This is a genomic window from Halomonas litopenaei, from assembly GCF_003045775.1.
GTDB lineage: Bacteria > Pseudomonadota > Gammaproteobacteria > Pseudomonadales > Halomonadaceae > Halomonas > Halomonas litopenaei.
The window spans coordinates 55,482-81,999 of sequence record NZ_PXNS01000010.1 but is presented as its reverse complement, the minus strand read 5'-3'; the positions used below and the strand labels follow the sequence as shown (position 1 = coordinate 81,999).

The 26,518-nt window shown below is 65.9% G+C and carries 18 protein-coding genes; 6 read left to right on the top strand and 12 right to left on the bottom strand.

Annotation, left to right across the window (positions count from 1 at the left end):
* Positions 1-41: 41 nt before the first annotated feature.
* The 3 genes from C6W88_RS16330 to C6W88_RS16320 are packed head-to-tail and all read left to right on the top strand — an operon-like array spanning position 42 to position 3,723.
* Complete coding sequence (locus tag C6W88_RS16330) at positions 42-1,244, top strand: MFS transporter (protein WP_108133247.1); 1,203 nt, start codon at positions 42-44, stop codon at positions 1,242-1,244.
* A gap of 20 nt (positions 1,245-1,264) precedes the next feature.
* Positions 1,265-2,656 (top strand): YcjX family GTP-binding protein, encoded by a 1,392-nt coding sequence (locus C6W88_RS16325; protein WP_108133246.1) that lies wholly within the window; start codon positions 1,265-1,267, stop codon positions 2,654-2,656.
* Positions 2,653-3,723 carry a YcjF family protein gene (locus C6W88_RS16320; protein WP_052704360.1) on the top strand — a complete coding sequence of 357 codons (1,071 nt, stop codon included), beginning with the start codon at positions 2,653-2,655 and terminating at the stop codon, positions 3,721-3,723. The genes C6W88_RS16325 and C6W88_RS16320 overlap by 4 nt, the downstream gene beginning before the upstream one ends.
* Positions 3,724-3,786: 63 nt before the next feature.
* Here C6W88_RS16320 and C6W88_RS16315 read toward each other — a convergent pair whose 3' ends face one another.
* The 7 genes from C6W88_RS16315 to C6W88_RS22000 form a co-directional block, all read right to left on the bottom strand.
* Positions 3,787-4,968: an AGE family epimerase/isomerase gene (locus C6W88_RS16315; RefSeq protein WP_108133245.1), complete on the bottom strand. Its 1,182-nt coding sequence runs from the start codon at positions 4,966-4,968 to the stop codon at positions 3,787-3,789.
* 276 nt (positions 4,969-5,244) lie between these two features.
* Entirely contained in the window at positions 5,245-6,048 is an 804-nt protein-coding gene (locus tag C6W88_RS16310) for a Cof-type HAD-IIB family hydrolase (RefSeq protein ID WP_108133244.1), read from the bottom strand.
* A gap of 166 nt (positions 6,049-6,214) precedes the next feature.
* Positions 6,215-7,927 carry an N-acetylglucosamine-specific PTS transporter subunit IIBC gene (gene nagE / locus C6W88_RS16305; RefSeq protein WP_108133243.1) on the bottom strand — a complete coding sequence of 571 codons (1,713 nt, stop codon included), beginning with the start codon at positions 7,925-7,927 and terminating at the stop codon, positions 6,215-6,217.
* Complete coding sequence (ptsP, locus tag C6W88_RS16300; protein WP_108133242.1) at positions 7,924-10,497, bottom strand: phosphoenolpyruvate--protein phosphotransferase; 2,574 nt, start codon at positions 10,495-10,497, stop codon at positions 7,924-7,926. The genes nagE and ptsP overlap by 4 nt, the downstream gene beginning before the upstream one ends.
* A gap of 28 nt (positions 10,498-10,525) precedes the next feature.
* Complete coding sequence (locus C6W88_RS16295) at positions 10,526-11,545, bottom strand: SIS domain-containing protein (protein WP_108133241.1); 1,020 nt, start codon at positions 11,543-11,545, stop codon at positions 10,526-10,528.
* On the bottom strand, positions 11,529-12,665 hold the full coding sequence (gene nagA / locus C6W88_RS16290; protein ID WP_045992940.1) for an N-acetylglucosamine-6-phosphate deacetylase: 1,137 nt from the start codon (positions 12,663-12,665) through the stop codon (positions 11,529-11,531). The genes C6W88_RS16295 and nagA overlap by 17 nt, the downstream gene beginning before the upstream one ends.
* Positions 12,666-12,674: 9 nt before the next feature.
* Positions 12,675-13,409, bottom strand: coding sequence for a GntR family transcriptional regulator (locus tag C6W88_RS22000; protein WP_108133240.1), 735 nt, complete (start codon positions 13,407-13,409; stop codon positions 12,675-12,677).
* Positions 13,410-13,727: 318 nt separating this feature from the next.
* On the opposite strand from C6W88_RS22000, the gene C6W88_RS16280 reads away from it, so the two are divergent.
* The 3 genes from C6W88_RS16280 to C6W88_RS16270 all read left to right on the top strand — a co-directional run bounded on the left by C6W88_RS16280 (position 13,728) and on the right by C6W88_RS16270 (position 18,027).
* A complete protein-coding gene (locus C6W88_RS16280) occupies positions 13,728-15,668 on the top strand; it encodes an exoribonuclease II (protein WP_108133239.1) in 1,941 nt (646 codons plus the stop codon).
* A gap of 189 nt (positions 15,669-15,857) precedes the next feature.
* Positions 15,858-16,973, top strand: coding sequence for an N-acetylglucosaminyl phosphatidylglycerol synthase (locus tag C6W88_RS16275; RefSeq protein ID WP_108133238.1), 1,116 nt, complete (start codon positions 15,858-15,860; stop codon positions 16,971-16,973).
* Positions 16,966-18,027, top strand: coding sequence for a glucosaminyl phosphatidylglycerol flippase (locus C6W88_RS16270; RefSeq protein ID WP_231498677.1), 1,062 nt, complete (start codon positions 16,966-16,968; stop codon positions 18,025-18,027). The genes C6W88_RS16275 and C6W88_RS16270 overlap by 8 nt, the downstream gene beginning before the upstream one ends.
* Before the next feature lie 121 nt (positions 18,028-18,148).
* On the opposite strand, the gene sucD is transcribed toward C6W88_RS16270, so the two are convergent.
* The 5 genes from sucD to C6W88_RS16245 form a co-directional block, all read right to left on the bottom strand.
* Positions 18,149-19,021 (bottom strand): succinate--CoA ligase subunit alpha, encoded by an 873-nt coding sequence (gene sucD / locus C6W88_RS16265; RefSeq protein ID WP_045992944.1) that lies wholly within the window; start codon positions 19,019-19,021, stop codon positions 18,149-18,151.
* The gene (gene sucC / locus C6W88_RS16260; RefSeq protein WP_045992945.1) at positions 19,021-20,187 is read right to left on the bottom strand and encodes an ADP-forming succinate--CoA ligase subunit beta; all 1,167 of its coding nucleotides are present in this window, start codon (positions 20,185-20,187) and stop codon (positions 19,021-19,023) included. Before sucC ends, sucD begins: the two co-directional genes overlap by 1 nt.
* Positions 20,188-20,372: 185 nt before the next feature.
* Positions 20,373-21,809, bottom strand: coding sequence for a dihydrolipoyl dehydrogenase (lpdA, locus tag C6W88_RS16255; RefSeq protein ID WP_045992946.1), 1,437 nt, complete (start codon positions 21,807-21,809; stop codon positions 20,373-20,375).
* Between the two features lie 66 nt (positions 21,810-21,875).
* Complete coding sequence (gene odhB, locus C6W88_RS16250) at positions 21,876-23,462, bottom strand: 2-oxoglutarate dehydrogenase complex dihydrolipoyllysine-residue succinyltransferase (protein WP_108133236.1); 1,587 nt, start codon at positions 23,460-23,462, stop codon at positions 21,876-21,878.
* Between the two features lie 39 nt (positions 23,463-23,501).
* Positions 23,502-26,339, bottom strand: coding sequence for a 2-oxoglutarate dehydrogenase E1 component (locus tag C6W88_RS16245; RefSeq protein ID WP_108133235.1), 2,838 nt, complete (start codon positions 26,337-26,339; stop codon positions 23,502-23,504).
* Between the last annotated feature and the right edge of the window lie 179 nt (positions 26,340-26,518).

Sequence of the window (26,518 nt, the reverse complement as noted above, 5' to 3'; positions counted from 1 at the left end):
AGTCTTTTTTATCCACGACCTTCGTTACCGGAGACTCCGCCATGCCCCCTGTGACTTCATCCCGCCTCCCCGGCGGTGTGCTTCTGCTGTCGCTGTGTCAGGCGCTGCTGGTGAGCGGCAACATTCTGTTGATCGCCGTCTCGCCGCTGATCGGCCAGAGCCTGGCGCCCTCGCCCTGGCTGTCCACCCTGCCGGTGGCGACTCAGTGGCTGGGGTTGATGCTCGCCACCCTGCCGGCCTCCTTGATCATGGGCCGATTGGGGCGCAAGCGAGGCTTCGTGATCGGCAACCTGATCGGCTTCGCCGGCACGGTAGCCGCCTACCTGGCGTTGCTGGCCAATCACTTCGCCGCCTTCACCGTGGCGACCATGGCAATCGGCGTGGGCATCGGCTTCGGTCAGCTCTATCGCTTCGCGGCGATCGAGCTGGCCCCGAGCGGCGCCAGGGACAGGGCTATCGGTCTGGTCATGGGCGGTGGTGTGCTGGCCGCCTTCTTTGGCCCCTGGCTTGCACGTATCAGTCAGGATGCTGTCACGACGCCCTTTCTCGGAAGCTTTGTCGGCCTGGGAGCGCTCTACCTCATCGCTCTGGCCCTGTTGCTGGTGGTACCTTTGCCCCCGCTGGACCCGAGCACCCGTCATGGCAAGAGACGTCCGCTCGGGGAGCTGCTGGCACAGCCCAAGCTTTGGCTTGCGGTACTCGCCGCCATGATCGGCTACGGCGTGATGAACCTGGCCATGACCGCTACCCCCCTGGCCATGGCCTCCGATGGCCACGCCTTTCACCACGTCTCGATGACGATTCAGTGGCATGTGCTGGCGATGTTCGCGCCCTCGTTCTTCACCGGCCAACTGACCCAGCGGTTCGGCACGACACGCATGATCGCGCTGGGTTGTGTGCTGCTTTGCGCCAGTGCCCTCAGCGCCCTGGCACCCTCCAGCCTGGCGGGCTTCAATGTCACCTTGATCCTGCTGGGACTGGGCTGGAACTTTACCTTTCTGCCGGCCACTGGCCTTCTGACCGAGTGTCACCTGCCCGCAGAAAAGGCCCGTGTTCAGGCCGCCAATGAGTTCCTGGTGTTTTCCACTGCGGCGATCACCGCCCTGGCGGCCGGCCCGCTGATCCAGTGGCTTGGCTGGCAGACGCTCAATCTGTGGCTGTTGCCGATGGCTGCCCTGCCGCTGATACTGATCGCGGCGCAGCGTCTTGCCTTTGACGCCGGTCGCCCCCAGATTAAGGAATAACTTTCACCGACGGAGTGGCAATGCCAACGGACCTGACCCGTGATCTGATGGACCTGATCGAGCGCGGCCGAGACCGCCAGTTGCGTCTGGCGGTGACCGGGCTATCTCGGGCCGGCAAGACGGCATTCTTGACCTCCCTGGTGGACCAGTTGCGTCACGCCGGGCTCGAGGCGCGGCTCGACCTGCTCTCGGCCAGCCGCGAGGGGCGCCTGCTGGGCGCCCAGCGGGTTTCCCAGCAGGATCTCGCGGTCCCCAGGTTTCCCTTCGACCGAGCCCGCGCCAGCCTCGAGAGCACGCCTCCCGAGTGGCCCCAGCCCACCCGTGGCATCAGCGAGTTACGCCTGAAGATTCGCTATCGCCCTGGTCGCCAGCAGTGGTTGCGACCCGATACCGCCGAGTTGACCCTGGACCTGTTCGATTATCCTGGCGAGTGGCTGCTCGACCTGCCGCTGCTGGACCACGACTTCCTGAGCTGGAGCCTCGCCCAGTGGGACGCGGCGGGGCCAGCAAGGCGCGCCATGCTGGCCGACTGGGAAAGCGCGGTGCGTGAACTTCGGCTCGACGACGAGGCCGACGAGGCCCGCCTGGCGGAGATCAGCGAGCGCTACGCCGAAGGCCTGCGCGCCGCCAGGGAGGCCGGCTTCTCCGACCTTCAGCCCGGCCGTTTTCTGCTGCCGGGGGAGCTGTCCGGCGCCCCGGTGCTGCAGTTCTTCCCCCTGCCGGGGCTGGAGCAGGCATCGCCCGACGAGCTCGAACGGCTGCCCGAGACCAGCGTCTACCGTACCCTGGCCCGGCGTTTCAGCTACTACCAGCAACATATCGTCAAGCCGTTCTACCGCGAGCACTTCCGGCGCTTCGATCGCCAGATCGTGCTGGTGGACGTGCTGGGGGCACTGAATGCCGGGCCGGAACGCTTCGAGGATCTGTCCAAGGCGCTCCATCGTCTGATGCAGAGCTTCAACTACGGCCAGCGCAGCCTGTTCTCGCGGCTGTTCACGCCACGCATCGACCGCCTCGCCATCGCCGCCACCAAGGCCGACCACGTGACCCCGGAACAGCATGCCCGCCTGGTCGGGCTGCTCGAGGCGCTGCTGGCCGAACCACTGAAGAACCTCAAGTACGCCAATATTCCGGTCAAGGCCATGTCGCTGGCGGCCATTCGCGCCACCGAGGCCCGCGAGGTCACCCACCAGGGCAGGAAATCCCCTGCGCTCAAGGGCGTCACCCTGGAAGGCGAGCCCTTGCTGGCCTTCCCCGGCGAGGTGCCCAGCCGCCTGCCTGACCCAGCCTTCTGGGATCGCCAGGGGTTCGATTTCACCGCCTTCCGCCCTCAGCCCTCGACCACCGGTGCGCTGCCCCATATTCGCATGGACCTGGCGCTGGACTGGCTGATTGGAGACAAGCTCGCATGACTCGAGATAGCCGTGACGACCCGCGCCCTGCGGTACGCTTCGCCGATGACGACGATGCGCCCTCCGCTGCCGGCGTCGACAACACCACCTTCAGTGACCCGCGTCCGGGCCTGCGCTTCGACGATCACCTGGATAGCCGAGCGCTGACCCCAGCCGAGGCGCCGGAAACCGATACCAAGGTAGATCTCGAGGGCTCTCTGGGACGCCCACGCAAGCGCCGCTGGGGCCTGATCGCAGTGCTGGGAGCGGCGGTGGGACTGGGCGGCGCCGAACTGGTGACCGGGGTCCCCGCTACCCTGGCCGGCGGTGACCTGATCGCCACCGGCTGGCAACTGCTGGGACTTGCCACCATCGGCCTTGGCGGGCTCGCCCTGAGCCGGGAGCTGTTTCGCCTCAGGCGCCTCAAGCGCCACGACCAGTTGCGTGAATCCCTGGCCGAATTGCCGTCGCGCTCCCCCAGGGACGCACTGTCCATGGTCAGACGGCTCAAGCATCAGCTGGCCCTCGGCGACGACGATCCCCATTGGCTGGCCTTCGAGGCGGCCCGTGAAGACCACCATGACGGCCGTGACCTGCAGGCGCTGGTGGCCCACCATCTGCTCGCCCCCCGTGACCGAGAGGCGCGCCGGCTGATCTCGCGCATGAGCGGAGAAACCGCCGTGATGGTGGCGGTCAGCCCGCTAACCCTGGTCGACATGGCGCTGGTGGCCTGGCGCCACCTGGCGATGATCGATCGCCTGTGCCGACTCTACGGATTGGAGCTGGGCTACGCCGCCCGGGTACGCCTGCTGCGCAGCGTGCTCTATCAGATGGCCTTCGCCGGCGCCACCGAGCTTGCCGCCGACGCCAGCATGCAGATGCTGTCGCTGGACCTTGCCGGGCGGCTGTCCACCCGCGCCGCCCAGGGCCTCGGCGTGGGGCTGCTGGGGGCACGTCTGGGACTGCGCACCCAGCGTCTGGTGCGCCCGCTGGCCTTCGACCCTGACGAGCGCCCCCGAGTGGCGGACCTGCGCCGCGATCTGTGGCGCCAGCTCAGGCGCATGGAGGCACCGAAGAAGGACGCCTGACGGCCCAGGACGGTGTGGAGCGCCGGCCGTGACATGGCATAGGCCGGCGCCGATGACAGATGCCTAGCGATCCAGCCGCTCGAGCACTTCCATGACTTCCTGACAGGCGCCCATGGTGTGGTAGTCAACCTTGCCGGCAGGGCTCTTCAGGTTGTCGTAACGACGATTGTCCGGCGTCAGGATACGCACCCAGGCGCCATGGTGGTGGTCGATCATGTGCTGCCAACTGTAGTCCCACAGCCGCTGGTACCAGCGGCGATAGCTGGCCTTGCCAGTGACCTCCCAGAGCACGGCGGCCGCGGCGAAGCTCTCCGCCTGGACCCAGAAGTACTTGTCGCCGTCACATACATGCCCGTCGAGATCCAGGCCATAGACCAGGCCGCCATGGGTCCTGTCCCAGCCCGCTTCGCAGGCGCTCGAGAACAACCGCTCGGCGGTGGGGATCAACCAGGCATCATCGCGATAGCGTGCCAGCAGCACCAGCAGCTTGGCCCATTCGGTCTGGTGGCCCACCTGATAGCCCCAGGGACGGAACAGGTGCTTGGGATCGTCGCGGTTGTAGTCGAAGTCGCGCTGCCATTGGCGGTTGTAGTGCTCCCAGATCCAGCCATGAGGATGGTCATCGCTGGCCTTGGTGATCGCGCGGGCGATGGCCATGGCCTGGTCCAGATAGGGGGTCTCGCCGGTGGCCTCGAAGGCGGCGATCAGCGCCTCACAACCATGCATGTTGGCGTTCTGGCCGCGATAGTCGCTGAGATTCCAGTGCTCATCTGCCTCATCGGCGAAGCGCTGCCACTGGGGTTCCCAGAAGCGCTTGTCGAGCATGGCGTGTACCCGACCGATACCCTCGTAGGCTTCATCGATGCCGGCGCGATAGGCCTCGGCGTAGGCCAGCAACACGAAGGCCAGGCCGTAACAGTGATGGGTGGGGTCTTCGACCTTTCCATCGCGCAGGGTCCAGGCGTAGCCCTGGTGGCGCGTCTGGAAGTGGGCCTTTTCGAGATAGGCCAGACCATGGCGGGCCCAGTGCAGATACTCGGGATTGCCGGTCTGGCGAGCAAAGCGAGCATAGGTCACCACGAAACGCGTACTCGAGACCAGGTGCCGATGTCCGGCGTCGACGATGTGGCCATCGTCACGAAAATACTGGAAGAAACCGCCGTGCGGATCGATCGCCCGCGGATGATAGAACGCCATGGTGTCGCGCACATGGCGATCGAGAAACATCGGGTCAAATCCGTTCATCACTGCCTCCTGTTGCAGGGGATGCAAGACCTCGGTATGACGGCGCTAGGCGCTGTCCGAAAAGTCGACGAGCGAAGGTTAGACAAGGCAAAAATCGGTGAGAAAGCGCAGTTTACGGGGTGTAAATGAGCATTTTGACCGGGCTGGCGCACCAGCCGATTTTTAACGCCGTATTACCGAGCGCAGGCACTTTTCAGACAAGCCCTAGCCCGCCGCCCCACCACTGCCCCAAGTGTGGCCTCAGTGTAGCGCGCTGCCTTTGCTTCGGCCGCCCCGTCAGCCGTCCAGCCCGAACCGCTGCCGCAGGTGCTGGGCCACCGCTGCCTCGGCGTGGTGACCGATCACGCGGGCCTCGGGCAGGTCCTCGGCCAGCCTGGGATGGGCGTTGGCCATCACCTGGGCCTCGCCGGCCAGCGCCAGCATCTCCAGATCATTGAGGTTGTCGCCGAAGGCCAGGCAACGGGTGGCGGGGATGCCGAGGTCGTCAAGCAGTGCCGAGACGGCGGTGCCCTTGTTGACCCCGGCGGCCATGATCTCCAGCGAATGACTCATCGAGTAGGTGATGTGAAGCGCCTCGCCTGCCGCCTCCCGGGCGCCGGCTTCGATGTCGGCGAGCAGACTGGGGTCACCGATATAGAGCACCTTGCCGACCCCCTGGACGTCCATCTCTCCCGGTCCTTCCACCCGGTAGCCAAAGCCAGTGGCCTCGTGCAGCGACAGCAGGCCCGGGGCGTGATCATCGATCACCCAGGCCTCGTCGCGGTACATGTTGAGGCGTACGTCGGGATGACGCGGCAACTGGATCAGGGCCTCGACCAGCTCCGGGGCGAGGTGCGCCGACCGCACGCAGCGGTCGTTCGGGTCCAGTGTCCAGGCGCCGTTGCTGGAGATGATATGGGCGCCCACCCCCAGGCGATCGCGAAAGCCGATCATGTCGCGATGATGACGGCCCGAGGCCAGGGCGATGCTGTGGCCATCGGTGGCCAGTCGACGCAGGGTCTCGACGGTCAGCTCGGCCAGGTCATGGTTGGCACCCAGCAGGGTACCGTCGAGGTCGGACACGATCAGGTGAGGCAGCATGGCGACTCCGGGTCTTCAGGGGGAACGGGGAAGTCTACACCAGATGGCCAGGCGTAGAACGCCAGCGGCGGCACACCCTGAAGTGTGCCGCCGCTGGCGGTAAGGCGAGATGACCGCAGGTGGCGGGCGCATCACACTCGCCACCTGCCACCCAGCGGGCTGCCACTCAGCGGGCTGCCAGCCCTGCCTGGTGCAGACCACCGGCCAGGGCCTCGGCGTCCTTGCCCACCACCAGGTGCCAGACGCCATCGGCTACTCGCATCACGCCGTGACAACCCAGCTGCGCCAGCGCCTGCTCGTCCAGCGCACCGTCGCTGCCGACCTCCAGGCGCAGACGGGTCGCCGCCCGGGCTTCCAGCGCGCGAACGTTGTTCGAGCCACCCAGCGCTCGGGTCCAGGCGTCTATCTGCTCGTCATTGAGACTCTTGGCGCTCACCACCTTGGGGACGCCGGTGGCGATAGGCGCGGGGTCGGCGCCCACCGGCGGAGTCTGGCCCTCGGCGGCCATGGCGGCGCGGATCTCATCGGACACGCTGTCGGCGATGGGGCCCAGGATGACCTGGATGCCACCTCCGCCTAAGCGCATGATGCCACGCGAGCCCAGCGCCTTGAGTGCCGGCTCGTCGATCTGCTCCGGCTCCTTGAGCACCAGCCGCAGGCGTGTGGTGCAGGCACCGACGGCCTCGAGGTTGGCGGCACCGCCGAGCGCCGTGACGAAGGCCGGCCCCCGCTCGCCCAGGTCCTCGGCCTGTACCTTGGCGCCCTCGTCCATCGGCTCACGCCCTGGCGTCGGCAGATCGAAGCGCACGATCGCCCACCGGAACAGCACGTAGTAGACGCTACCGATCGCCAGCCCCACCGGCAGCATCAGCCAGCCGTTGGTGGACAGACCGTAGGACAGGGCGTAGTCGAAGGCCCCGGCCGAGAAGGTGAAGCCAAGCTTGACGTCGAGCCACTGCATGATCGCCATGCTCAGCCCGGTCATCAGCGCGTGGAAGGCGTACAACAGCGGCGCCAGGAACATGAAGGTGAACTCGATCGGTTCGGTCACCCCGGTCAGGAAGGCGGTCAGCGCCAGTGACATCAAGAGCCCGCCGACCTGGGCGCGACGGCCCTTGTCTGCGGTGTGGTACATGGCCAGTGCCGCCGCCGGCAGACCGAACATCATCACCGGGAAGAAGCCGGCCATGAAACCACCCGCCGCCGGGTCACCGGCGAAGAAGCGATTGAGGTCACCGGTGGCGTCACCGAAGCTGCCGAACACGAACCACACAAAGCTGTTGAGCACGTGGTGCAGGCCGGTGACGATCAGCAGTCGATTGAGCGCACCATAGACGAACTTGCCAAAGGCGCCGGCGTCGATCAGCCAGTGTCCCAGGGTGTCGATGGCGTGCTGGATCGGCGGCCAGCCCCAGCCGAAGGCGATCCCCAGCACCACCCCGGCAAGGCCGGTGGCGATGGGCACGAAGCGCCGTCCGCCGAAGAAGGCCAGATAGTCGGGCAGTTTTATCGCCTTGAAGCGGTTGTACAGAAGCCCGGCCACGGTACCCATGATGATGCCGGCCAGCACCCCCATGTCGATCTCGGGGTTGAGGCTTTGCAGCACCGCGTCCAGCACCAGATAGCCGATCACCCCGGCGAGCCCCGCCGCGCCGTTGCTGTCGTCGGCAAAGCCGACGGCGAGGCCGATGGCGAAGATCAACGCCAGGTTGGCGAAGATCGCCTGACCGGCGCTGGCGACGAAGGCGATGTCCAGCAGGTCCGGCTGGCCCAGGCGCAGCAGCAGGCCGGCCACCGGCAGCACCGCGATCGGCAGCATCAAGGAGCGCCCGAGCAGCTGAAGCGCCGCCATCAGGCGTGAACCAAAGGAGGTGGTCATGTCAGGATCCTCTCGGGTGTGGGTTCGACGTCGAGGGCGGCGTCCACCAGCGGTGCCAGAGCCTTGCGCACCGAGGCCGCATCGGGCATCGCCAGCAGGGTGTCGATTTCACGCGCGATCACGGCGGCATCAAGCCTGCGCAGGCGGGCCTTGACCGAAGCGATACGCGACGGCTCCACCGACAATTCCGACACGCCCATGGCCACCAGCAGCGGGCCGGCCAGGTCGTCCCCCGCTGCGGCGCCACACACCCCCACCGGACAGCGGTTGGCGGTGCCCGACAGGGTGGCCTGAATCAGCCGCAGCACTCCGGGATGCAGCACGTCGGCCTGGGCCGCCAGCTGAGGATCTTCACGGTCCATGGCCAGGCCATACTGGGTCAGGTCATTGGTGCCGATCGACAGGAAGTCCGCGACCTTGGCCATGGCGGCGGAGCACAGCGCTGCGCTGGGCACCTCGATCATGGCGCCGAGCAGCGGCAGTTCGGTCAGCCGCATCTCGGCGGCCAGCGCCTCCATGCGTTCGCGTACCCACTCGAGTTCGCTGGCGTCGCTGACCATCGGCACCATGATGCGCAGATGCCGCAAGGGCTTGACTCCGAGCAAGGCCCTCAACTGGGTGTCCAGCAGAGCCGGTTGGGTCTGCCACAGGCGCATGCCGCGCACGCCCAGCGCCGGATTGGGGACGGCGGGCAGGGTGAGATACGGCAGCTGCTTGTCGGCGCCGATATCCAGGGTTCGGATGATCACTGGCCTGGACCCCAGCGCATCGACGCTGGCCTGGTACTCCTGGCGCTGGTCGTCTTCTTCGGGCGCGGCGTCACGCCCCAGAAACAGAAATTCCGAGCGCATCAGGCCGACACCATCGGCACCACAGTCGCTGGCCTGGCGGGCTTCCTCGGCGCTGCCAATATTGGCCGCCACCTCGATCATGCGGTTGTCCCGGGTGACCACCTCCAGGTGAGCCTCGGCACGTTCTTCCTCGGCACGCGCCTGGCGGGCGGCGATGTCCGCCACCACCTGATCGCGACGCGCCTGGTCGGGCTCGAGTTCCAGCCGGCCGTTGTCGGCATCCAGCACCACCGCCCGATCCAGACACGACTCGGTCGCTTCCATCAGGCCGCCGCCCATGGCGACCAGGCACGGCAATCCCCTGGCCCTGGCCATGATGGCCACGTGGGAGGTGGTGCCACCAGCGGCCAGGCATATCCCTGCCGGCTTGAGCGCACAGAGATCGACAAAGGTGGACGGTGTCAGATCTTCTGCGACGACGATGGCGCCGGGGGTGATATCACCGAACCCACTGCCCTCGCCTTCGCTGAATTCCAGCATCACCTGGCGTTGCAGATCACGCAGGTCGGCGATCCGCCCGATCAAGATGGGGTTACCAGTGGCCCGCAGCCGATCGGCCTCGGCGTCCAGCGCCTCGCGCCAGGCCTGGCCAGGGCTTAGTCCCTCTTCCAGGCGGCTGATCGACGAGGCCACCAGGTCAGGGTCTTCAAGCCACGCCTGGTGCGCCTCGAACACCTCCGCCTCAGCGGTCTGGCCGCTGCGCTCGGCGCGCTCTCGGGCAGCCTCCAGTTGACGCCCGACGCGCTCGAGCGCCTCTTTCAGACGCGGGCTTTCCAGCTTGCGCCCCAGCCCTTCCAGCGGCACCTCGGGTAACTTGACCGACAGTGTCGCCAGCGGACCGGTCGCGATCCCGGCGCTGGCGACAAGACCTGCGAGCTGTCCGGCGGGCAGATCGACGCTGGGCGCTGGCGATGATGTGGCGGCCTCAGCCTGCCCTGGGCCATGCCCTTCCGGCGTGGTCAACAGCGCCATCGCTGCCGCCAGGGCCGCTTCGGCCTGACGCCCCTTTACTCTGATGACCACGTCGTCGCCGCACTCGAGGCCCAGGTTCATCAGGGCGCTGACACTATCCGAACTGGCCGTGCGAGCGTCGCGCAGCAGGCTCAGGCTTACCTGGTGATCACGTGCGATGGCACGCAGGCGTGCCGCCGGCCGGGCGTGCAACCCTGACTCGATCGCCAGTACCAGAGAGCGCTCCAGCGCCTGGCCATCGCTGCCTTCTTCATCGGTGACATCATCGTCAAGCCTTTCGGGGCCCAACACCACCAGCGGATCACCGCGCTGGACGATATCGCCGGCACGCAGGTCCAGCGACACCCACTCACGACCTCCGGCATCCAGCACCACCAGTGGCGTCACCAGCGATACCGCCTCGCATACCAGTTGATCCACATCGAAGTAGCACAGCGGCTCGCCCACCTCGATGCGCTGGCCCAGGCTGACGCAGGGCTCGATGCCCTTGCCTTCGAGGGCGACGGTGTCGAGGCCAAGATGAACCAGTACCTCGACGCCCTCGTCGCTCTTGATGGTGAAGGCGTGATGGGTACGGGCACACTGAATCACCTCGCCGGCGCAGGGCGCGTGCAGGCAACCGCCCAGGGGATCCAGGGCGATGCCCTGGCCGAGGGTACCCTCGGCAAAGACCGGGTCCGGCACGTCGGCCAGGGGGACTACCACCCCCTTGACCGGCGCCACCAGAGTGACATTGCTGGAAGTCATGATCGGCTCCGTATGATTGTCGTAGTGATTAGAGCGTGCAGGTCACCTTGCGCAGGTGCCTCGGTTGATCTGGATCGATACCGCGAGCCTCGGCCAGGCGGGCCACCATCGGATAGAAGCTCTGGATCACCGACAGCGGCTCCAGCGCCTCGTGACCCGCCGAGGTCAATGTCAGATGGCGCTTGGCCACACGGTCGTCGGCGGCCAGCAGCACCTTGGCACCCACGCTCTCGAGCCACTCGGCCAGCTCCAGCAAGCCCTGCTGTTCAGCGCCGGGGGGGGCGAACACCAGTACCGGGTAGCCTGGCTCGATCAGCGCCATGGGGCCGTGCTTGACCTCGGCGCCACTGAAGGGCTCTGCCTGAATGGCGCAGGTTTCCTTGAACTTGAGCGCCGCCTCCTGGGCGATGCCAAGCCCGGTACCCCGGCCGATGACCATCAGCCGATCGGCGTCCTTGAGCGCCTCTACCGCCGGGCTCCAGTCCTGGGCGGCGGCGTCGGTGAGGCGGTCGGGCAGCTCATTGAGCGCCCCCAGCAGCATGGCGCTCTCGTTCCAGTGGGCCATCAGCTGGGCACCGGCGGACAGGGTCGCCAGGAAGCTCTTGGTGGCCGCCACACTCTTCTCTTCACCGGCAAACAGCGGCACTTCCAGATCGCTCGCCCGGCCCAGTGGTGACTCCGGCGTATTGACCAGTGCGATGGTGGTGGCGCCACCCTGCTTCAGCGCCTCCTGGCTCGCCACCAGGTCGGGACTCTGGCCCGACTGGGAGATGGCGATGGACAGCTGGCCGGCCAATCGCCAGGGCGTACGCGACAGGGTCGACAGTGACGGCGGCAGCGAGGCCACCGGAATGCCGCGAGTCTGCATGCACAGGTAGGCGAGATAGCTGGCGGCGTGATCAGAGCTGCCCCTGGCCACGGTGACGGCGCCTGTCGGCGGCTCGGCACGCAGGCGATCACCCAGTTCCCGCAGCACTGTCTGGTTACGCGTCAACTGACCGCGCAGGCGTTCCGGCGCGTTCAGCGCCTCTTCAAGCATGAGTGACATGGGGTTCTCCAGAGACAAGACGACCGTCCAGATGGACAGAGGTAAGGGTGAGTTCGGGGTCGAGGGTCACGATGTCGGCGCGGGCCCCGGCCTCCAGGCGACCGATGTCACGGCGCCCGAGGAAGTCCGCGGGAAAGCGCGACAGCCGATCCGAGGCCTCGGCCAGGCTGAGCCCGACACTGACGAAGTTGCGCAGCGCCTGATCCATGGTCAGGGTGCTGCCGGCCAGGGTGCCGTCGGCCAGACGCACGCCGCCCAGGCACTTGGTCACCTTCTGCTCGCCCAGGCGGTAGTCGCCGTCGGGCATGCCAGCCGCCGCGGTGGAATCGGTCACCGCATAGAGCCGCGGAATGCAGCGCAGCGCGGTGCGAATGGCGCCGGGATGTACATGCAGCAGATCGGGAATGATCTCGGCGTACTCGGCGTGGGCCAGCGCCGCCCCGACCATGCCCGGCTTGCGGTGGTGCAGCGCGGTCATGGCGTTGAACAGGTGGGTAAAGCCGCAGGCGCCGTGGGACAGCGCCTCGACACCTTCTTCGTAGCTGCCCAGGGTATGGCCCAGCTGGACGCGCACGCCCTTGTCGGTGAGGTGACGGATCACCTCGCCATGCCCGCTGATTTCCGGTGCCAGGGTGATCAGCAGGATGGGCGCCAACGCCATCAGTTCATCCATTTCGGCGACGCTGGCGACCTGGGCGTGGGCCGGCTGGGCGCCGAGCTTGCCAGGATTGATGAAGGGCCCTTCGAGGTGTACGCCGAGCACCCGGGAAGCCGCGGGGTCCGGGGCTTCCATATAGCCTGAGATCTCGCCCAGCACCGCACGCACCTCTTCCGGGCGCGCGGTCATGGTGGTCGCCAGCAGGCTGGTGGTGCCAAACCGCAGGTGAGTGCGGGCGAGGGTCGAGACGGCCTCGCGCCCCTCCATGGCGTCGGCTCCGCCACCACCATGCACGTGCAGGTCGACGAAGCCGGGTATCAGCCGAGGGGCATCATTGGTAGAGGGGTCCACGGGGGAGCCCTCGATGGCGGCGATCCGGCCCTGTTCCAGCCGAATCTCACCCAGGCGCCAGCCCTCGGGGGTCAGCACGTTACCGGCAAGGCGGGTGGGAGCGGTACTCATGGCGGTCTCCTAGCGGGCGAGTTCGACGGTGAAGTCGTAGTAGTCGGTACGGCAGTAGGTGATGGTCAGCTCCGCCGGGGTGTCGTCGGCCAGGTAGCCCAGCCGCGTCACCTTGAGCAGAGCCTGGCCTTCGGCCACCTGGGCAAGCCCGGCGAGTTCGGCGTCGGCATTGACCGCGGTGACCTGCTGACGGGCACGCACGATGGGGCGACCAGCCTGCTCGAGCCATTGATACAGCGAGACGTCGACCGCCATGGGGTCCGGCAGCACCGTGACCGGCAGGCAGCTCTCCTCCACCGCCATCACCACGTCATCGGCCAGACGCAGACGCTTGAGTCGCGACACCTGGGCATTGCTCGACAATCCCAGGCGCAGATTCTCCTCGGAGCTCGGCTGGCAGCGCTCGCGTCTCAGCCACTCGGAGCGCGGCGAAAACCCCCGCTGGATCAGCATGTCGCTGAAACTCGCCAGCCGGGTCAGCGGCTGATCCATGCTGGGGCGAATAAAGGTGCCGGAGCCGCGGTCGCGTCGGATCAGGCCGCTTTCCTCCAGCTGGTCGAGGGCCTTGCGCGCCGTGATGCGTGACACCGCCAACGCCTCGGCCAGGTTGCGTTCCGACGGCAGCGCCTCTCCGGCGCGCCAGCTGCCACTGCGGATGGCCGCCTCCAGGCCGTTGGCCAGCTGGCGGTACAGCGGCGTGGCAAGCGAGGCGTCGAGGTGCAGGTGCTCGAATCGTGAATCCATGGCGGCGTGGTCCCTGGGAGCTTGGTGATAACCACTATAGCTCCACATAGAGACCAATTGAATACCAATCTAATACCACATTGGTCGAACCCTGACTGTGCATTTCACGGCGACCCACACGCCCCCCTCAACTCCTCTACCGAGGTATTCCCACGGGAGCGAAAGGAGGCGTAGCAAGGATGCCGCGCAGGAAGCGGTGAAATTTTGCCGGATACCGTTTCCAACCCCTTGATTTGTGGCCTCGGGCTCCACGGGGTTTGGCCGGGGCTGCAACAATCCGTATAGTGGCCCCCTTATTCCCGCCACTCGATCGTGACCATGCTGCAGAACAACGCCTTGCTGGCTCAGCTCAAGCAACAGATCCGCGATAACACCCCCCGCGTCACGGGTGTCATCAAAGCCACCGAAAAGGGCTTCGGCTTCCTCGAGTGCGAGGACGGTGCGTCCTATTTCGTGCCGCCCCCCGCCATGAAGAAGGTGCTGCACGGCGACCGCGTCGAGGCAGTGCTGCACGAGGAAGGCGAGCGCAAGTCGGTGGAACCCGACACCCTGATCGAGAGCAACATGCAGCGCTTCGTTGCCCGGGTGCAGAAGCGTGATGGACGCCTGGCGGTGGTGCCTGATCACCCGTCGATCAAGACCGCCATGAAGGCACGCATCAAGCGCAGCCTCGAGGAAGACGCCATCGGTGACGGCGACTGGGTAGTGGCACGTCTGGTGCGCCACCCGCTCAAGCCCGACGATCGCGCCTTCTTTACCCAGATCGACGAGCTGGTGGCCAAGACCGATGATCCCGCAGTACCCTGGCGCGTCACCCTGGCCCGCCACGCCCTCGAGCAGGAATGCCCCGACGCCGGCAACGACTGGCCGCTGCGCGACGAGGGCCTGGAGCGAGAGGACCTGACCGCCGAGCCCTTCTTCACCATCGATGGCGAGAAGACCCGGGACATGGACGACGCCTTGCGCGTCGAGGTCCGCGAGGACGGCGGCTGGCGCCTGTCGGTGGCCATCGCCGACCCTACCGCCTACGTCGAGGAAGGCCACGCCGCCGACCTCGAGGCCCGCACCCGCGCCTTCACCGTCTACCTGCCGGGCCAGAACGTCACCATGCTGCCCGAGCAGCTGGCCGACGATCTGTGCTCGCTGCACGAGGGCCAGGAGCGCCCGGTGCTGGCCTGTCGCCTGGACGTCAACGCCGATGGCAGCCTCGGTGACTATCAGTTCTTCGCTGCCACCGCGCGTTCACAGGCTCGCCTGGTCTACGACAACGTCTCTGACTGGCTCGAGGGCCAGGGCGACTGGGTACCCGACGACACCATCGGTGAACAGCTCAAGGCTCTCCGCGATCTGACCGAGGCACGCACCGCCTGGCGTCAGGAGCACGCCCTGGTGTTCAAGGACCGTCCCGACTATGTCTTCGACCTGGACGAGGCCGGCAACGTGCTGGCGATCCGCACCGAAGAGCGGCGCATCGCCAACCGCATGATCGAAGAGTCGATGATCGCCGCCAATGCCTGCTGTGCGGCGCTGCTGGCCGACAAGGTCGGTCACGGCATCTTCAACGTCCATCGTGCCTTCGAGGACGACAAGGCCGAGGCCGCCCAGAGCTTCCTGGCGACCCAGGACATCGCCGTCGAGCGTGAGGCGCTGACCGACCTGTCGCGCTACAAGGAGCTCAAGCGTGCGCTGGAAAGCCGCGACGATGCCTGGCTCGACGCCCGCCTGCGCAAGTTCCAGGGCTTTACCGCCATGTCCGCCCAGCCGGGCCCGCACTTTGGCCTGGGACTGGCCGCCTACGCCACCTGGACCTCGCCGATCCGCAAGTACGGCGACATGGTCAACCACCGCCTGATCAAGCGTGTGCTCAAGGGCGAGCAGGCGCCGAAGGAGGCCAGCGTCGAGTTGACAGAGCAGCTCACCGAGCGTCGTCGCCTCAACCGCCTGGCCGAGCGCGACGTCAAGGACTGGCTCTACGTGCGCTACCTGACCCCGGCGGCCAAGCAGCAGGACGTGTTCGATGCCGAGATCATCGCCATCAACCGCGGCGGCATGCGGGTGCGCCTGACCGCCAACGGCGCCACCGCCTTCGTGCCGGCACCGCTGATGCACGCAGATCGCGACAAGGTGGTGGTCGACGACAAGGAAGGCCGCATCCAGATCGAGGGCGAGGAGCGCTTCAAGCTCGGCGACGCGGTACGCGTCGCCCTGACCGAAGCCAAGGAAGAGACCCGCTCACTGGTGGCCCAGCCCGCCGCCTGAGCGATCCTTCCTGCTCGGTCGCGGCGGTAACACCGCTATCGACCTGGAAGTACAGAAAACGGCGACCTTCGGGTCGCCGTTTTTCGTTCTCCGCCCGGGCGATTCTTCCAGGCACCTTTCCCTGTCGCTGAACTGACTTATTTCCCTCGTAGGCTCATGGCAATGACGCGCTCGCCATGGAGGCCCCTTTTGCATCTCGCCGACGTCACCATGTTTCACGCCCCCGCCAGCGGCGGCGTACGCACCTACCTTCAAGCCAAACACCGGGTGTTTTCGCGCTTCCCGCAGTTGCGCACCAGTCTGCTGGTGCCGGGGGCCGAGCGAGACAGCCTCGGCGACCATCACCAGTTGCCTGCACTGCGCATCCCGCTGGGCCAGAGCTACCGCTTTCCGCTGCGCCGCCGGCCCTGGCGCGACGCCCTGGTGGAGCTATCGCCGGATCTGATCGAAGCCGGCGACCCCTACGTCACCGCCTGGGCGGCACTGGACGCCGGCCAGCGTCTCGGCGTGCCGGTGGTGGGCTTCTACCACTCGGACCTTCCTCGGTTGATGGGGGATCGCTTCGGGCCGATGGTGCAGCGACGGCTGGAGCGCTACGTGGTCGACCTTTACCGCCGCTTCGACAGCGTACTGGCGCCCTGCCAGGCGATGGCCGACCGTCTGACGTCCTGGGGCGTCAAACGGGTGCGGGTGCAGCCCCTTGGCGTCGATCTGGCGACCTTTCACCCGGACAGGCGCGATCCCGAGCTCAGGCGCAAGCTGGGGCTCGGCAACGACAGCCGTCTATTGGTGTTCGTCGGGCGCTACTCACGAGAGAAGAACATCGAGGTGTTGCTGGACACCGCCAGGCGCCTTGGGCCTCCCTACCACCTGCTGTTGATGGGCCCCGGCATGCCCACCGAGGTGCCCGCCAACGTCAGCGTCATCAATCGCTGCGTCGGCGTGCATGAGGTCGCCCGTGCGCTCGCCTCCAGTGATGCCCTGCTGCACGCGGGCACCCGCGAGACCTTCGGGCTGATCGCCCAGGAAGCCATGGCCAGCGGCATCCCGGTGATCGGCGCCAGGGCCGGTGCGCTGATCGAGAACGTGCCATTGGGCGGCGGCGTGCTATGTCAGCCACATTCGGCAGCCGCCATGGCCGAGGCCACCGAGGCGCTGTTCGCCAATGATCCGCAATCGGCCGGGCGCCACGCTCGGCGCTTCGTCGAGCGCCAGTTCGACTGGGACAAGGTGATGATTTCGCTGCTCAACCATTACGAAGCCGTCATCGATCCGGTCTGCCCGCGCGATCGGCGCCATGGCTAGGTTTGGGCCAACACCATCGCTGGACAGGCGCCTGCGTGCCCCTGCCGGGATGCAATCACGCCTGTGGTGGAAGGCCGCCCTGCTGATCCTGACCCTGGCCATCACCCTGCTGCTGCCGTGGTGGCTGGGGGGCGCCGGCACCTTCACTGCGGTTATCGCCTTCCCGCTGCCCCTGCTGGCGCTGATGGTAGCCCTGGCGGTGATCTGCTGGAACCTCAACGCGGCGCGCCTGCGGCTGATGCTCGACGGACGAGCCGGCCGCCTCGGTCAGGGCGGTGCCCTGGCGATCGAGATGTCGTCGAAGTTCGCGCTATGTGCCACCCCGGCCGGGGGCGGAGGCGTCGCCACCCTGCTGTGGCTGCTGGCACGCCGGGGCTATCCGCCGGCCCAGGCCTCGGCCATCTTTCTGGTCGATCAGCTCGCCGACATGCTGTTCTTCAGCCTGATGCTGGGCGTACTGGTGTCGCTGTCGATGAGCGGACTGGCCAGCTGGCCTCACCAGACCCTGGTCGAGGCCTCCCTGGCGGCGCTGCTGCTGGCGCTTGTGGTGTTTGCGGTGGTGATCGTGTGGCTACCCTGGCTGCTGCGCCATGTCTCTCCCCCTCCCTTTGTCGGCTCGGGGCCCAGGCGCTGGATGACCCGACGCCTGCTGCGCTGTCGCCGGACCCTGGCGAGTACGCTTGCGCTGCCCAAGGGCGTGCTGATGGCGATCTTCGCGCTGTGCTGCCTGCACTGGCTTGCGCGCTATAGCCTCCTGTATCTGGCGGTGCTGGGGGTGGGCGGCGGCGCCGACTGGGCCTGGACCTTTCTAGTGCAGATGCTGGCCATGGCCGCCAGCCAGTTGAGCGTGCTGCCGGGCGGCGCCGGCGCCGCGGAGGTCAGCGTAGGCGCCCTGCTGCTGCCGCTGATGGCCCGAGAGCAGGCCGCGGCGGCGGTGATCGTCTGGCGCCTGGTCAGCTACCACCTCTATCTGGTGGCGGGCGCGCCGGTGTTCGTGGCACAGGTGGTCGGCTGGTGGCGCACGCGGGCCAATCAATCGTCGCCTCGTCCCTAACGCCTTCCGCGTACTTCCCCCTTCGACCCGCCCCTTCGTCGCATCTGGTGGAGTTCCAGCCACAAAAAAGGCCACCCGGAGGTGGCCTTTATTCTGACGCTTATTCTGACGGTAGGACCGCTTACCAGCCGGTCGCTTCCTTCAGGGCGTCGCCGATCTCGGCCAGGGAGCGCACGGTCTTGACGCCCGCGGCTTCCAGGGCGGCGAACTTCTCGTCCGCGGTGCCCTTGCCACCGGCGATGATGGCGCCGGCGTGGCCCATGCGCTTGCCGGGAGGAGCGGTGACACCGGCGATGTAGGACACCACCGGCTTGGAGACGTGCTCCTTGATGTAGGCAGCAGCCTCTTCCTCGGCGGTACCGCCGATCTCACCGATCATGACGATGGCCTCGGTCGCCGGGTCCTTCTCGAACATCTCGAGGATGTCGATGAAGTTGGAGCCCGGGATCGGGTCACCGCCGATGCCCACACAGGTGGACTGGCCGAAGCCGTGGTCGGTGGTCTGCTTGACCGCTTCGTAGGTCAGGGTGCCGGAACGCGACACGATACCGACCTTGCCCGGCTTGTGGATGTGACCCGGCATGATGCCGATCTTGGTCTCGCCCGGGGTGATGACACCGGGGCAGTTCGGACCGATCAGACGCACGCCCAGCTCATCGCACTTGACCTTGACGTCCAGCATGTCGAGGGTCGGGATGCCTTCAGTGATGCACACGATCAGCTTGATGCCGGCGTTGGCGGCTTCCAGGATGGAATCCTTGCAGAACGGGGCAGGCACGTAGATCACGCTGGCCTCGGCGCCGGTCTGCTCGACGGCTTCCTTGACGGTGTTGAACACCGGCAGGCCCAGGTGCTCCTGGCCGCCCTTGCCCGGGGTCACGCCGCCGACCATCTGGGTGCCGTACTCGATGGCCTGTTCGGAGTGGAAGGTCCCCTGTCCGCCAGTGAAGCCCTGGCAGATGACCTTGGTGTTCTTGTCGATCAGGATGCTCATTACTTGCCCTCCGCTGCCTTGACGACCTGCTGAGCCGCATCGGTGAGGCTCTTGGCAGCGATGATGTTCAGACCGCTGGAGGCCAGTTTCTCGGCACCCAGCTCGGCGTTGTTACCTTCCAGACGCACCACGACCGGCACATTGACGCCGACCTGCTCGACGGCACCGATGATGCCTTCAGCGATCATGTCGCAGCGCACGATACCGCCGAAGATGTTGACCAGCACGGCCTGCACGCTGTCGTCGGACAGGATGATCTTGAACGCCTCAGCCACGCGCTCCTTGGTGGCGCCGCCGCCGACGTCAAGGAAGTTGGCCGGCTGGCCACCGTGGAGCTTGATGATGTCCATGGTGCCCATGGCCAGGCCAGCGCCGTTGACCATGCAGCCGATGTTGCCTTCCAGGGCGACGTAGTTCAGGTCCCACTGGGCAGCGTTGGCTTCACGCTCGTCTTCCTGGGACGGGTCACGCATTTCCTGCAGATCCGGGTGACGGTACAGGGCGTTGCCGTCCAGGTTGATCTTGGCGTCGAGGCAGTGGAGATTGCCTTCGTCGGTGATCACCAGCGGGTTGATCTCCAAAAGCGCCAGATCCTTGTCGTGGAACATCTTGGACAGACCCAGGAAGATCTTGGTGAACTGCTTCACCTGCGCGCCTTCCAGGCCGAGGGCGAAGGCCAGCTCACGCGCCTGGTAGGGCTGTGCGCCGACCAGCGGGTCGATCTCGGCCTTGAGGATCTTCTCGGGCGTCTCTTCGGCGACCTTCTCGATCTCGACACCACCTTCGGTGGAAGCCATGAAGACCACACGCTGGGTGCCACGGTCGACCACCGCGCCAAGGTACAGCTCATTGGCGATGTCGGTGCAGTTCTCGACCAGGATCTTGGCGACCGGCTGACCGTTCTCGTCGGTCTGGAAGGTCACCAGGTTCTTGCCCAGCCACTGCTCGGCGAAGGCCTTGGCTTCGTCCGGGCTCTTGATCAGCTTGACACCACCGGCTTTGCCGCGGCCACCGGCGTGGACCTGGGCCTTGACGACCCACATGTCGCCGCCGATCTTCTTGCAAGCCTCGTAGGCTTCTTCGGGGGTGTCGCAGGCGAAGCCCTTGGAAACGGGCAGACCATAGTCGGCAAACAGCTGCTTGCCTTGATACTCGTGAAGGTTCATCGATTCATGCCATTGGTTGCATGTGACTCGAACGGCGACCCACCCTGCCCCGAGGGACGAAAGTCATCGGGTCGCCACCGACCGCCACCGATACATGGTCGGCGGCGATGCGCTCGCGGAAAACACCGGCAAGCCTGCCAAAACTGCACAGGCTTGCCTAGGATTACCGGGCGCTTGTTGTCTTGCTAGCGCTTCTTGCGGTTGGCCACGTGGATGGCGTGCCCTTCCACCGCCAGCGCTGCCTCGTGCACCGCCTCGGACAGGCTCGGGTGCGCGTAGCAGGTCAGCGCCAGATCTTCGGCGCTGGAGCCGAATTCCATGGCGATAACGCCCTGGGCGATCAGCTCACCGGCGTGCTGACCGACGATGTGCATCCCCAGGATGCGATCGGTCTCGGCGTCGGCGATGATCTTGGCCTGGCCTTCGGTGGCGTTGTTGGCCATGGCACGGCCACTGGCGGCGAACGGGAAACTACCGGTCTTGACCTTGATACCGGCGGACTTGGCGTCCTGCTCGTTCATGCCGACCCAGGCCACCTCGGGGTGGGTGTAGATCACGCTGGGAATGGCGTCGTAGTTCATCTGCGCCTTGTGGCCTGCGATGATGTCGGCCACCATCACGCCCTCTTCGGAGGCCTTGTGGGCCAGCATCGGGCCACGCACGCAGTCGCCGATGGCGTAGACGCCCGGCACGCTGGTGCGGCACTGGTCATCGACGTGGATGAAGCCGCGCTGATCCAGTTCGACGCCCAGGCCGTCGGCTACCACGCCCTTGGTGTAGGGACGACGGCCGACACAGACGATCAGCTTGTCGAAGGTCAGTTCCTTCTCACCCTCGTTGTCCTCGTACTTGACGACGACTTCCTCACCCTTGACCTCGGAACCGGTCACGCGGGCGTTGAGCTTGATGTCCAGACCCTGCTTCTTGAGCAGCTTCTGGGTCTCCTTGGCGATGGCCGAGTCGACCATCGGCAGGAAGCTGTCCATCGCCTCGAGCACGGTCACTTCGCTGCCGAGGCGGCTCCACACGCTGCCGAGCTCAAGGCCGATGACGCCGGCGCCGATGACGCCCAGACGCTTGGGCGTCTCCTGGAACTCGAGGGCGCCGGTGGAATCGACGATCAGACCCTCGGTCAGCGGGGTCGGCGGGATCTCCACCGGCACCGAGCCGGCGGCGATGACGATGTTGTCCGCCTCGACGGTGCTGGACTCGCCGTCCTTGTCGGTGACCTCGACCTTGTTCTTGGCCACGACCTTGCCGGTACCTTCGATGGCGGTGACGCCATTGGCCTTGAACAGCCCGGAGATGCCGCCGGTCAGCTGCTTAACGATCTTGTCCTTGCGCGCCATCATCTTGGACACGTCCATGCTGACGTCGCCGGCCTGGATGCCCATGTCGTCGAAGTCGTGCTGGGCCTCGACGAACTTGTGGGAGGCCTCGAGCAGTGCCTTGGACGGGATACAGCCCACGTTCAGGCAGGTACCGCCGTGCACCACCTTGCCTTCCTTGCCGATCCACTTCTCGACGCAGGCGGTCTTCAGACCCAGCTGAGCAGCACGGATGGCGGCCACGTAGCCACCCGGGCCCGCGCCAATGACGATCACATCATACTTGTCGGCCATGTTGGCTCCTGTTCGTTCTGTGTGCAGAGGCTCTGCAGTAAATCCCTGTCGCTGCCACGGTCTGGCTCAGATTTCCAGCAGCAGACGCGCCGGATCCTCGAGCAGCTCCTTGATGGTGACCAGGAACTGTACCGCATCCTTGCCATCGATCATGCGGTGGTCATAGGACACTGCCAGATACATCATCGGGCGAATCTCGACCTTGCCGTTGACCGCCATCGGACGCTCCTGGATCTTGTGCATGCCGAGGATCGCGGTCTGCGGCGGATTCAGGATCGGGGTCGACATCAGCGAGCCGAAGATGCCGCCGTTGGTGATGGTGAAGGTACCACCCTGCATGTCCTCGATGCCCAGCTTGCCTTCGCGTCCGCGCTTGCCGAAGTCGACGATGCCCTTCTCGACGTCGGCGATCTTCATGCTGTCGGTATCGCGCAGCACCGGCACCACCAGGCCACGGTCGGTGGATACGGCCACGCCGATGTCCTGATAACCGTGGTAGACGATGTCGTCACCGTCGATGGAGGCGTTGACGTCAGGGAAGCGCTTGAGTGCCTCGGAGGCCGCCTTGACGAAGAAGCCCATGAAGCCGAGCTTGACGTCGTGGGCCTTCAGGAAGGTGTCCTTGTACTGGGAGCGCAGCTCCATCACCGCACCCATGTCCACCTCATTGTAGGTGGTCAGCATGGCGGCGGTCTGCTGCGCCTGGACCAGACGCTTGGCGATGGTCTTGCGCAGACGGGTCATCGGCACGCGCTTCTCGGGACGCTCGCCTTCCACGGCCGGGGCTGCGGTGGCGCCGGAGCTGGCCTTCTTGGCCGGCGCGGACTTCTTGGCGCCGCCGTCCTTGACCGCCTTGAGCACGTCTTCCTTGAGCACGCGACCATCCTTGCCGGTGCCCTTGATGGCACTGACGTCGAGGTCGTGCTCGGCGATCAGCTTGCGCGCGGCAGGCGCCACGATCTTGTCACCGACCTGCTCGTCGCTGTCGCCATCGTCGGCGCTGGCCTTGGGCGCTTCCTGGTCGGCGGTATCGGCAGAGCCACCGCCTGCACCCACCTCGAACACCGCCAGCACGGCCTCGGACTCCACGGTGTCGCCTTCCTCGATCTTGATCTCGGCCAGGGCGCCATCTTCCGGTGCGACCACCTCGAGCACGACCTTGTCGGTCTCGATCTCGGCCAGCACTTCGTCACGCTTGACCGCTTCGCCGACCTTCTTGGTCCAGCTGGCGACGGTCCCTTCCTGCACCGACTCGGGGAAGCTCGGCGCCTTGACGTCGCGCTTCTCGCCGCCGCCCTTGGGCGCTTCAGCCGGCTTCTTCTCGGCCTTGTCGTCGGACGCTTCGGAGGCGTCTTCCTTGGCGTCGTCCTCGTCTTTCTCGGACGACTCCTCGGACGCTTCCTTGGACTCGCCGCCGCCTTCACCGATGCGGCCCAGGACCTGCTCGGACTCCACGGTGTCGCCTTCTTCCACCAGCACCTCTGACAGGGTGCCGGCTTCCACCGCCACCACCTCGAGCACGACCTTGTCGGTCTCGATCTCGACGATCAGTTCGTCACGCTCGACGCTGTCACCCGGCTTCTTGTGCCAGGTACCTACGGTGCCTTCGGCAACGGATTCCGGAAAGGATGGTGCCTTGATCTCGGTAGCCATGTCGTATCCTTAGTGTTCTCTCTCTTCCCGATGGTCGCCTTAGAGATTGAAGGCGTCTTCCACCAGTTGGCGCTGCTGTTCGGTGTGTACGGACATGTAGCCCGCCGCGGGAGCCGCCGATGCCGGACGTCCGGCAAACTTCAGCTGACCGCCCAGGCCGTCCTTGAGCGAATCGGCGACGATGCGCAGATTGTGCTGCATGGAATACCAGGCGCCCTGGTTCAGGGGCTCTTCCTGACACCAGACGATGTCGGTGACGCCGCTGTAGTCCTTGAGCGTCTCGATCAGCTCTTCCTTGGGGAACGGATAGAGCTGTTCGACGCGCACGATCGCTACATCGTCACGCAGGTTCTCCTCGCGCCAGTTGGCCAGATCGTAGTAGACCTTGCCCGAGCACATGATGATCCGCTCGACCTTGGACGCATCACGCTGTCCCTGGTCGGGCAGCACCATGTTGAAGCTGCCGTTGGCGAGGTCCTCGAGGCTCGAGGTGGCTTCCTTGTGGCGCAGCAGGCTCTTCGGCGACATCACCACCAGCGGCTTGCGCAGCGGGCGAATCACCTGACGGCGCAGCAGGTGATAGATCTGCGCCGGGGTGGTCGGCACGCACACCTGCATGTTGTGCTCGGCGCACAGCTGCAGGAAGCGCTCGAGACGCGCCGAGGAGTGCTCGGGGCCCTGCCCTTCGAAACCGTGGGGCAGCAGCATGGTCAGGCCACACAGACGACCCCACTTGGTCTCGCCGGAGGAGATGAACTGGTCCACCACCACCTGGGCGCCGTTGAAGAAGTCACCGAACTGCGCTTCCCAGATCACCAGCGCGTTGGGCATGGTGGTCGAGTAGCCGTACTCGAACGCCAGCACCGCCTCCTCGGAGAGGAAGGAGTCATGGATAGTGAAACGCGGCTGACCGTCCGCCATGTGCTGAAGCGGCACGTAGGTGGAACCGTCGGCCTGGTTGTGGATCACCGCATGGCGGTGCGAGAAGGTACCGCGTCCGACATCCTGACCGGTCAGGCGAATCGGGTGCCCCTGCTCGAGCAAGGTGGCGTAGGCCAGGGTTTCGGCGAAGCCCCAGTTCATGGCCAGCCCACCGCCCTGCATCTTGCGGCGATCATCGTAGATCTTGGCGACCTGACGCTGCACCTTCACCCCGTCAGGGATCTCGCACATCTTGGCGGCAAGCTGCTTGAGCCGCTTCATGTCGAAGGTGGTATCGGCGTGCCCGGTCCACTCGTGACCGAGGTACGGCTTCCAGTCGACGAACAGTGAGGTGTTGGGTTCCTGCACCAGGGCGTTGGCCACGTGATTGCCGGCGACCAGATCATCGCGATACTTCTCGACCACCGCCTTGGCTTCGTCTTCGCTCAGCACGCCCTGCTTGACCAGGCGCTCGGCGTAGATCGCACGAGAGGACGGATGGTCCTTGATCTTGCGGTACATCATCGGCTGGGTGCCGGAGGGCTCGTCGGCCTCGTTGTGGCCGCGGCGGCGGTAGCACACCAGGTCGATGACCACGTCCTTCTTGAACTGCTGACGATAGTCCAGGGCCACCTGGGTCACGTGGAGCACCGCGTCGGGATCGTCACCGTTCACGTGCAGGATCGGCGCCTGCACCATCTTGGCGATGTCGGTGCAGTACTCAGTGGAACGCGCGTCCTCGGGATGCGACGTGGTGAAGCCGACCTGGTTGTTGATGACGATGTGCACCGTACCACCGGTCTTGTAGGCACGGGTCTGGGACATCTGGAACGTCTCCATGACCACGCCCTGACCAGCGAAGGCGGCATCGCCATGGACGTTGATCGGCAGCACCTTGCCGCCATCGACATCGTCGCGGCGATCCTGGCGAGCGCGCACCGAGCCTTCCACCACCGGCGCCACGATTTCGAGGTGCGAGGGGTTGAAGGACATCGCCAGGTGAACCTCACCGCCCGGCGTCATCACGTTGGAGCTGAAGCCCTGGTGATACTTGACGTCACCGGAACCGCGCTCGATCAGCTTCTTGCCGTCGAACTCGTCGATCAGCTCGCCGGGGTTCTTGCCGAGGATGTTGACCAGCACGTTGAGGCGACCGCGGTGGGCCATGCCGATGACCACTTCCTTGGTGCCGTAGCTGCCCGCGCGCTGGATCAGCTCGTCCATCATCGGAATGAAGGTCTCGCCACCCTCAAGGCCGAAGCGCTTGGTGCCCGGGTACTTGGAGGCCAGGTAGCTTTCGAGCCCCTCGGCCGCGGACAACCGCTCGAACAGCTGCTTGCGGCGATCATCACCATGGTCCGGAGCCGAGCGCACCGACTCGAAACGCTGCTGCAGCCAGCGCTTCTCTTCGGTATCGACGATATGCATGAACTCGCAGCCGATCGAACGGCAATAGGTGCGATCCAGCGCATCGACGATTTCCTTGAGCGGCGCCTGGTCCTTGCCCAGGAAGAAGGAACCGGTCTGGAACTCGGTATCGAGGTCGGCCTTGGACAGCTGGTGGAACGCCAGATCAAGATCAGGCACCGGCTTCGGATCACGCAGCCCCAGCGGGTCGATGTCGGCCTTCTGGTGGCCCCGGAAGCGATAGGCGTTGATCAGCTGCAGGACCTTGACCTGCTTGCGGCTCTCTTCGCTGTCGACAGGCGTGCTGCCGGCAACGGCGGTGCGACGTTCGCGGCCAAGCTGATAGAACTGATCACGGATCGGTGAGAGGGGGGTCTCGTCGGACGGGGCGCCTTCCTGGCGTGACAACTCGTCGAAGTAATCGCGCCATTCATCGGTGACGGCGCTAGGGTCGTCGAGGTACTGCTCATAGAGCGCTTCCACGTAGTGGACGTTGCTGCCCGTCACGTGAGAGGAGCGCCACATCAACTCCATTATGCCTTGTTGCATCTCTCGGTCACCCTGCACTGATGGGGTGGTAGTGGGCTCGATGCTCGTGATCTACCGCGGGCGTGGCGCAGGCCCCTCAGTGGAAGGCGTCCTGCCCATCGTCACCCTTGGCACTGACCATCATCGAGCGCCCTGGTGGTTCTGCCGCGGTCATCGGGGCCGCGGTCGATCTGCCTAGC

Coding starts and splice junctions, on each gene's coding strand:
- C6W88_RS16330 (WP_108133247.1), top strand. CDS start 42: ATGCCCCCTGTGACTTCATCCCGCCTCCCCGGCGGTGTGCTTCTGCTG.
- C6W88_RS16320 (WP_052704360.1), top strand. CDS start 2,653: ATGACTCGAGATAGCCGTGACGACCCGCGCCCTGCGGTACGCTTCGCC.
- C6W88_RS16280 (WP_108133239.1), top strand. CDS start 13,728: ATGCTGCAGAACAACGCCTTGCTGGCTCAGCTCAAGCAACAGATCCGC.
- C6W88_RS16245 (WP_108133235.1), bottom strand. CDS start 26,339: ATGCAACAAGGCATAATGGAGTTGATGTGGCGCTCCTCTCACGTGACG.
- sucD (WP_045992944.1), bottom strand. CDS start 19,021: ATGAGCATCCTGATCGACAAGAACACCAAGGTCATCTGCCAGGGCTTC.
- C6W88_RS16315 (WP_108133245.1), bottom strand. CDS start 4,968: ATGAACGGATTTGACCCGATGTTTCTCGATCGCCATGTGCGCGACACC.
- C6W88_RS16310 (WP_108133244.1), bottom strand. CDS start 6,048: ATGCTGCCTCACCTGATCGTGTCCGACCTCGACGGTACCCTGCTGGGT.
- nagE (WP_108133243.1), bottom strand. CDS start 7,927: ATGACCACCTCCTTTGGTTCACGCCTGATGGCGGCGCTTCAGCTGCTC.
- C6W88_RS16295 (WP_108133241.1), bottom strand. CDS start 11,545: ATGTCACTCATGCTTGAAGAGGCGCTGAACGCGCCGGAACGCCTGCGC.
- C6W88_RS16325 (WP_108133246.1), top strand. CDS start 1,265: ATGCCAACGGACCTGACCCGTGATCTGATGGACCTGATCGAGCGCGGC.
- lpdA (WP_045992946.1), bottom strand. CDS start 21,809: ATGGCCGACAAGTATGATGTGATCGTCATTGGCGCGGGCCCGGGTGGC.
- ptsP (WP_108133242.1), bottom strand. CDS start 10,497: ATGACTTCCAGCAATGTCACTCTGGTGGCGCCGGTCAAGGGGGTGGTA.
- odhB (WP_108133236.1), bottom strand. CDS start 23,462: ATGGCTACCGAGATCAAGGCACCATCCTTTCCGGAATCCGTTGCCGAA.
- C6W88_RS16270 (WP_231498677.1), top strand. CDS start 16,966: ATGGCTAGGTTTGGGCCAACACCATCGCTGGACAGGCGCCTGCGTGCC.
- C6W88_RS22000 (WP_108133240.1), bottom strand. CDS start 13,409: ATGGATTCACGATTCGAGCACCTGCACCTCGACGCCTCGCTTGCCACG.
- nagA (WP_045992940.1), bottom strand. CDS start 12,665: ATGAGTACCGCTCCCACCCGCCTTGCCGGTAACGTGCTGACCCCCGAG.
- sucC (WP_045992945.1), bottom strand. CDS start 20,187: ATGAACCTTCACGAGTATCAAGGCAAGCAGCTGTTTGCCGACTATGGT.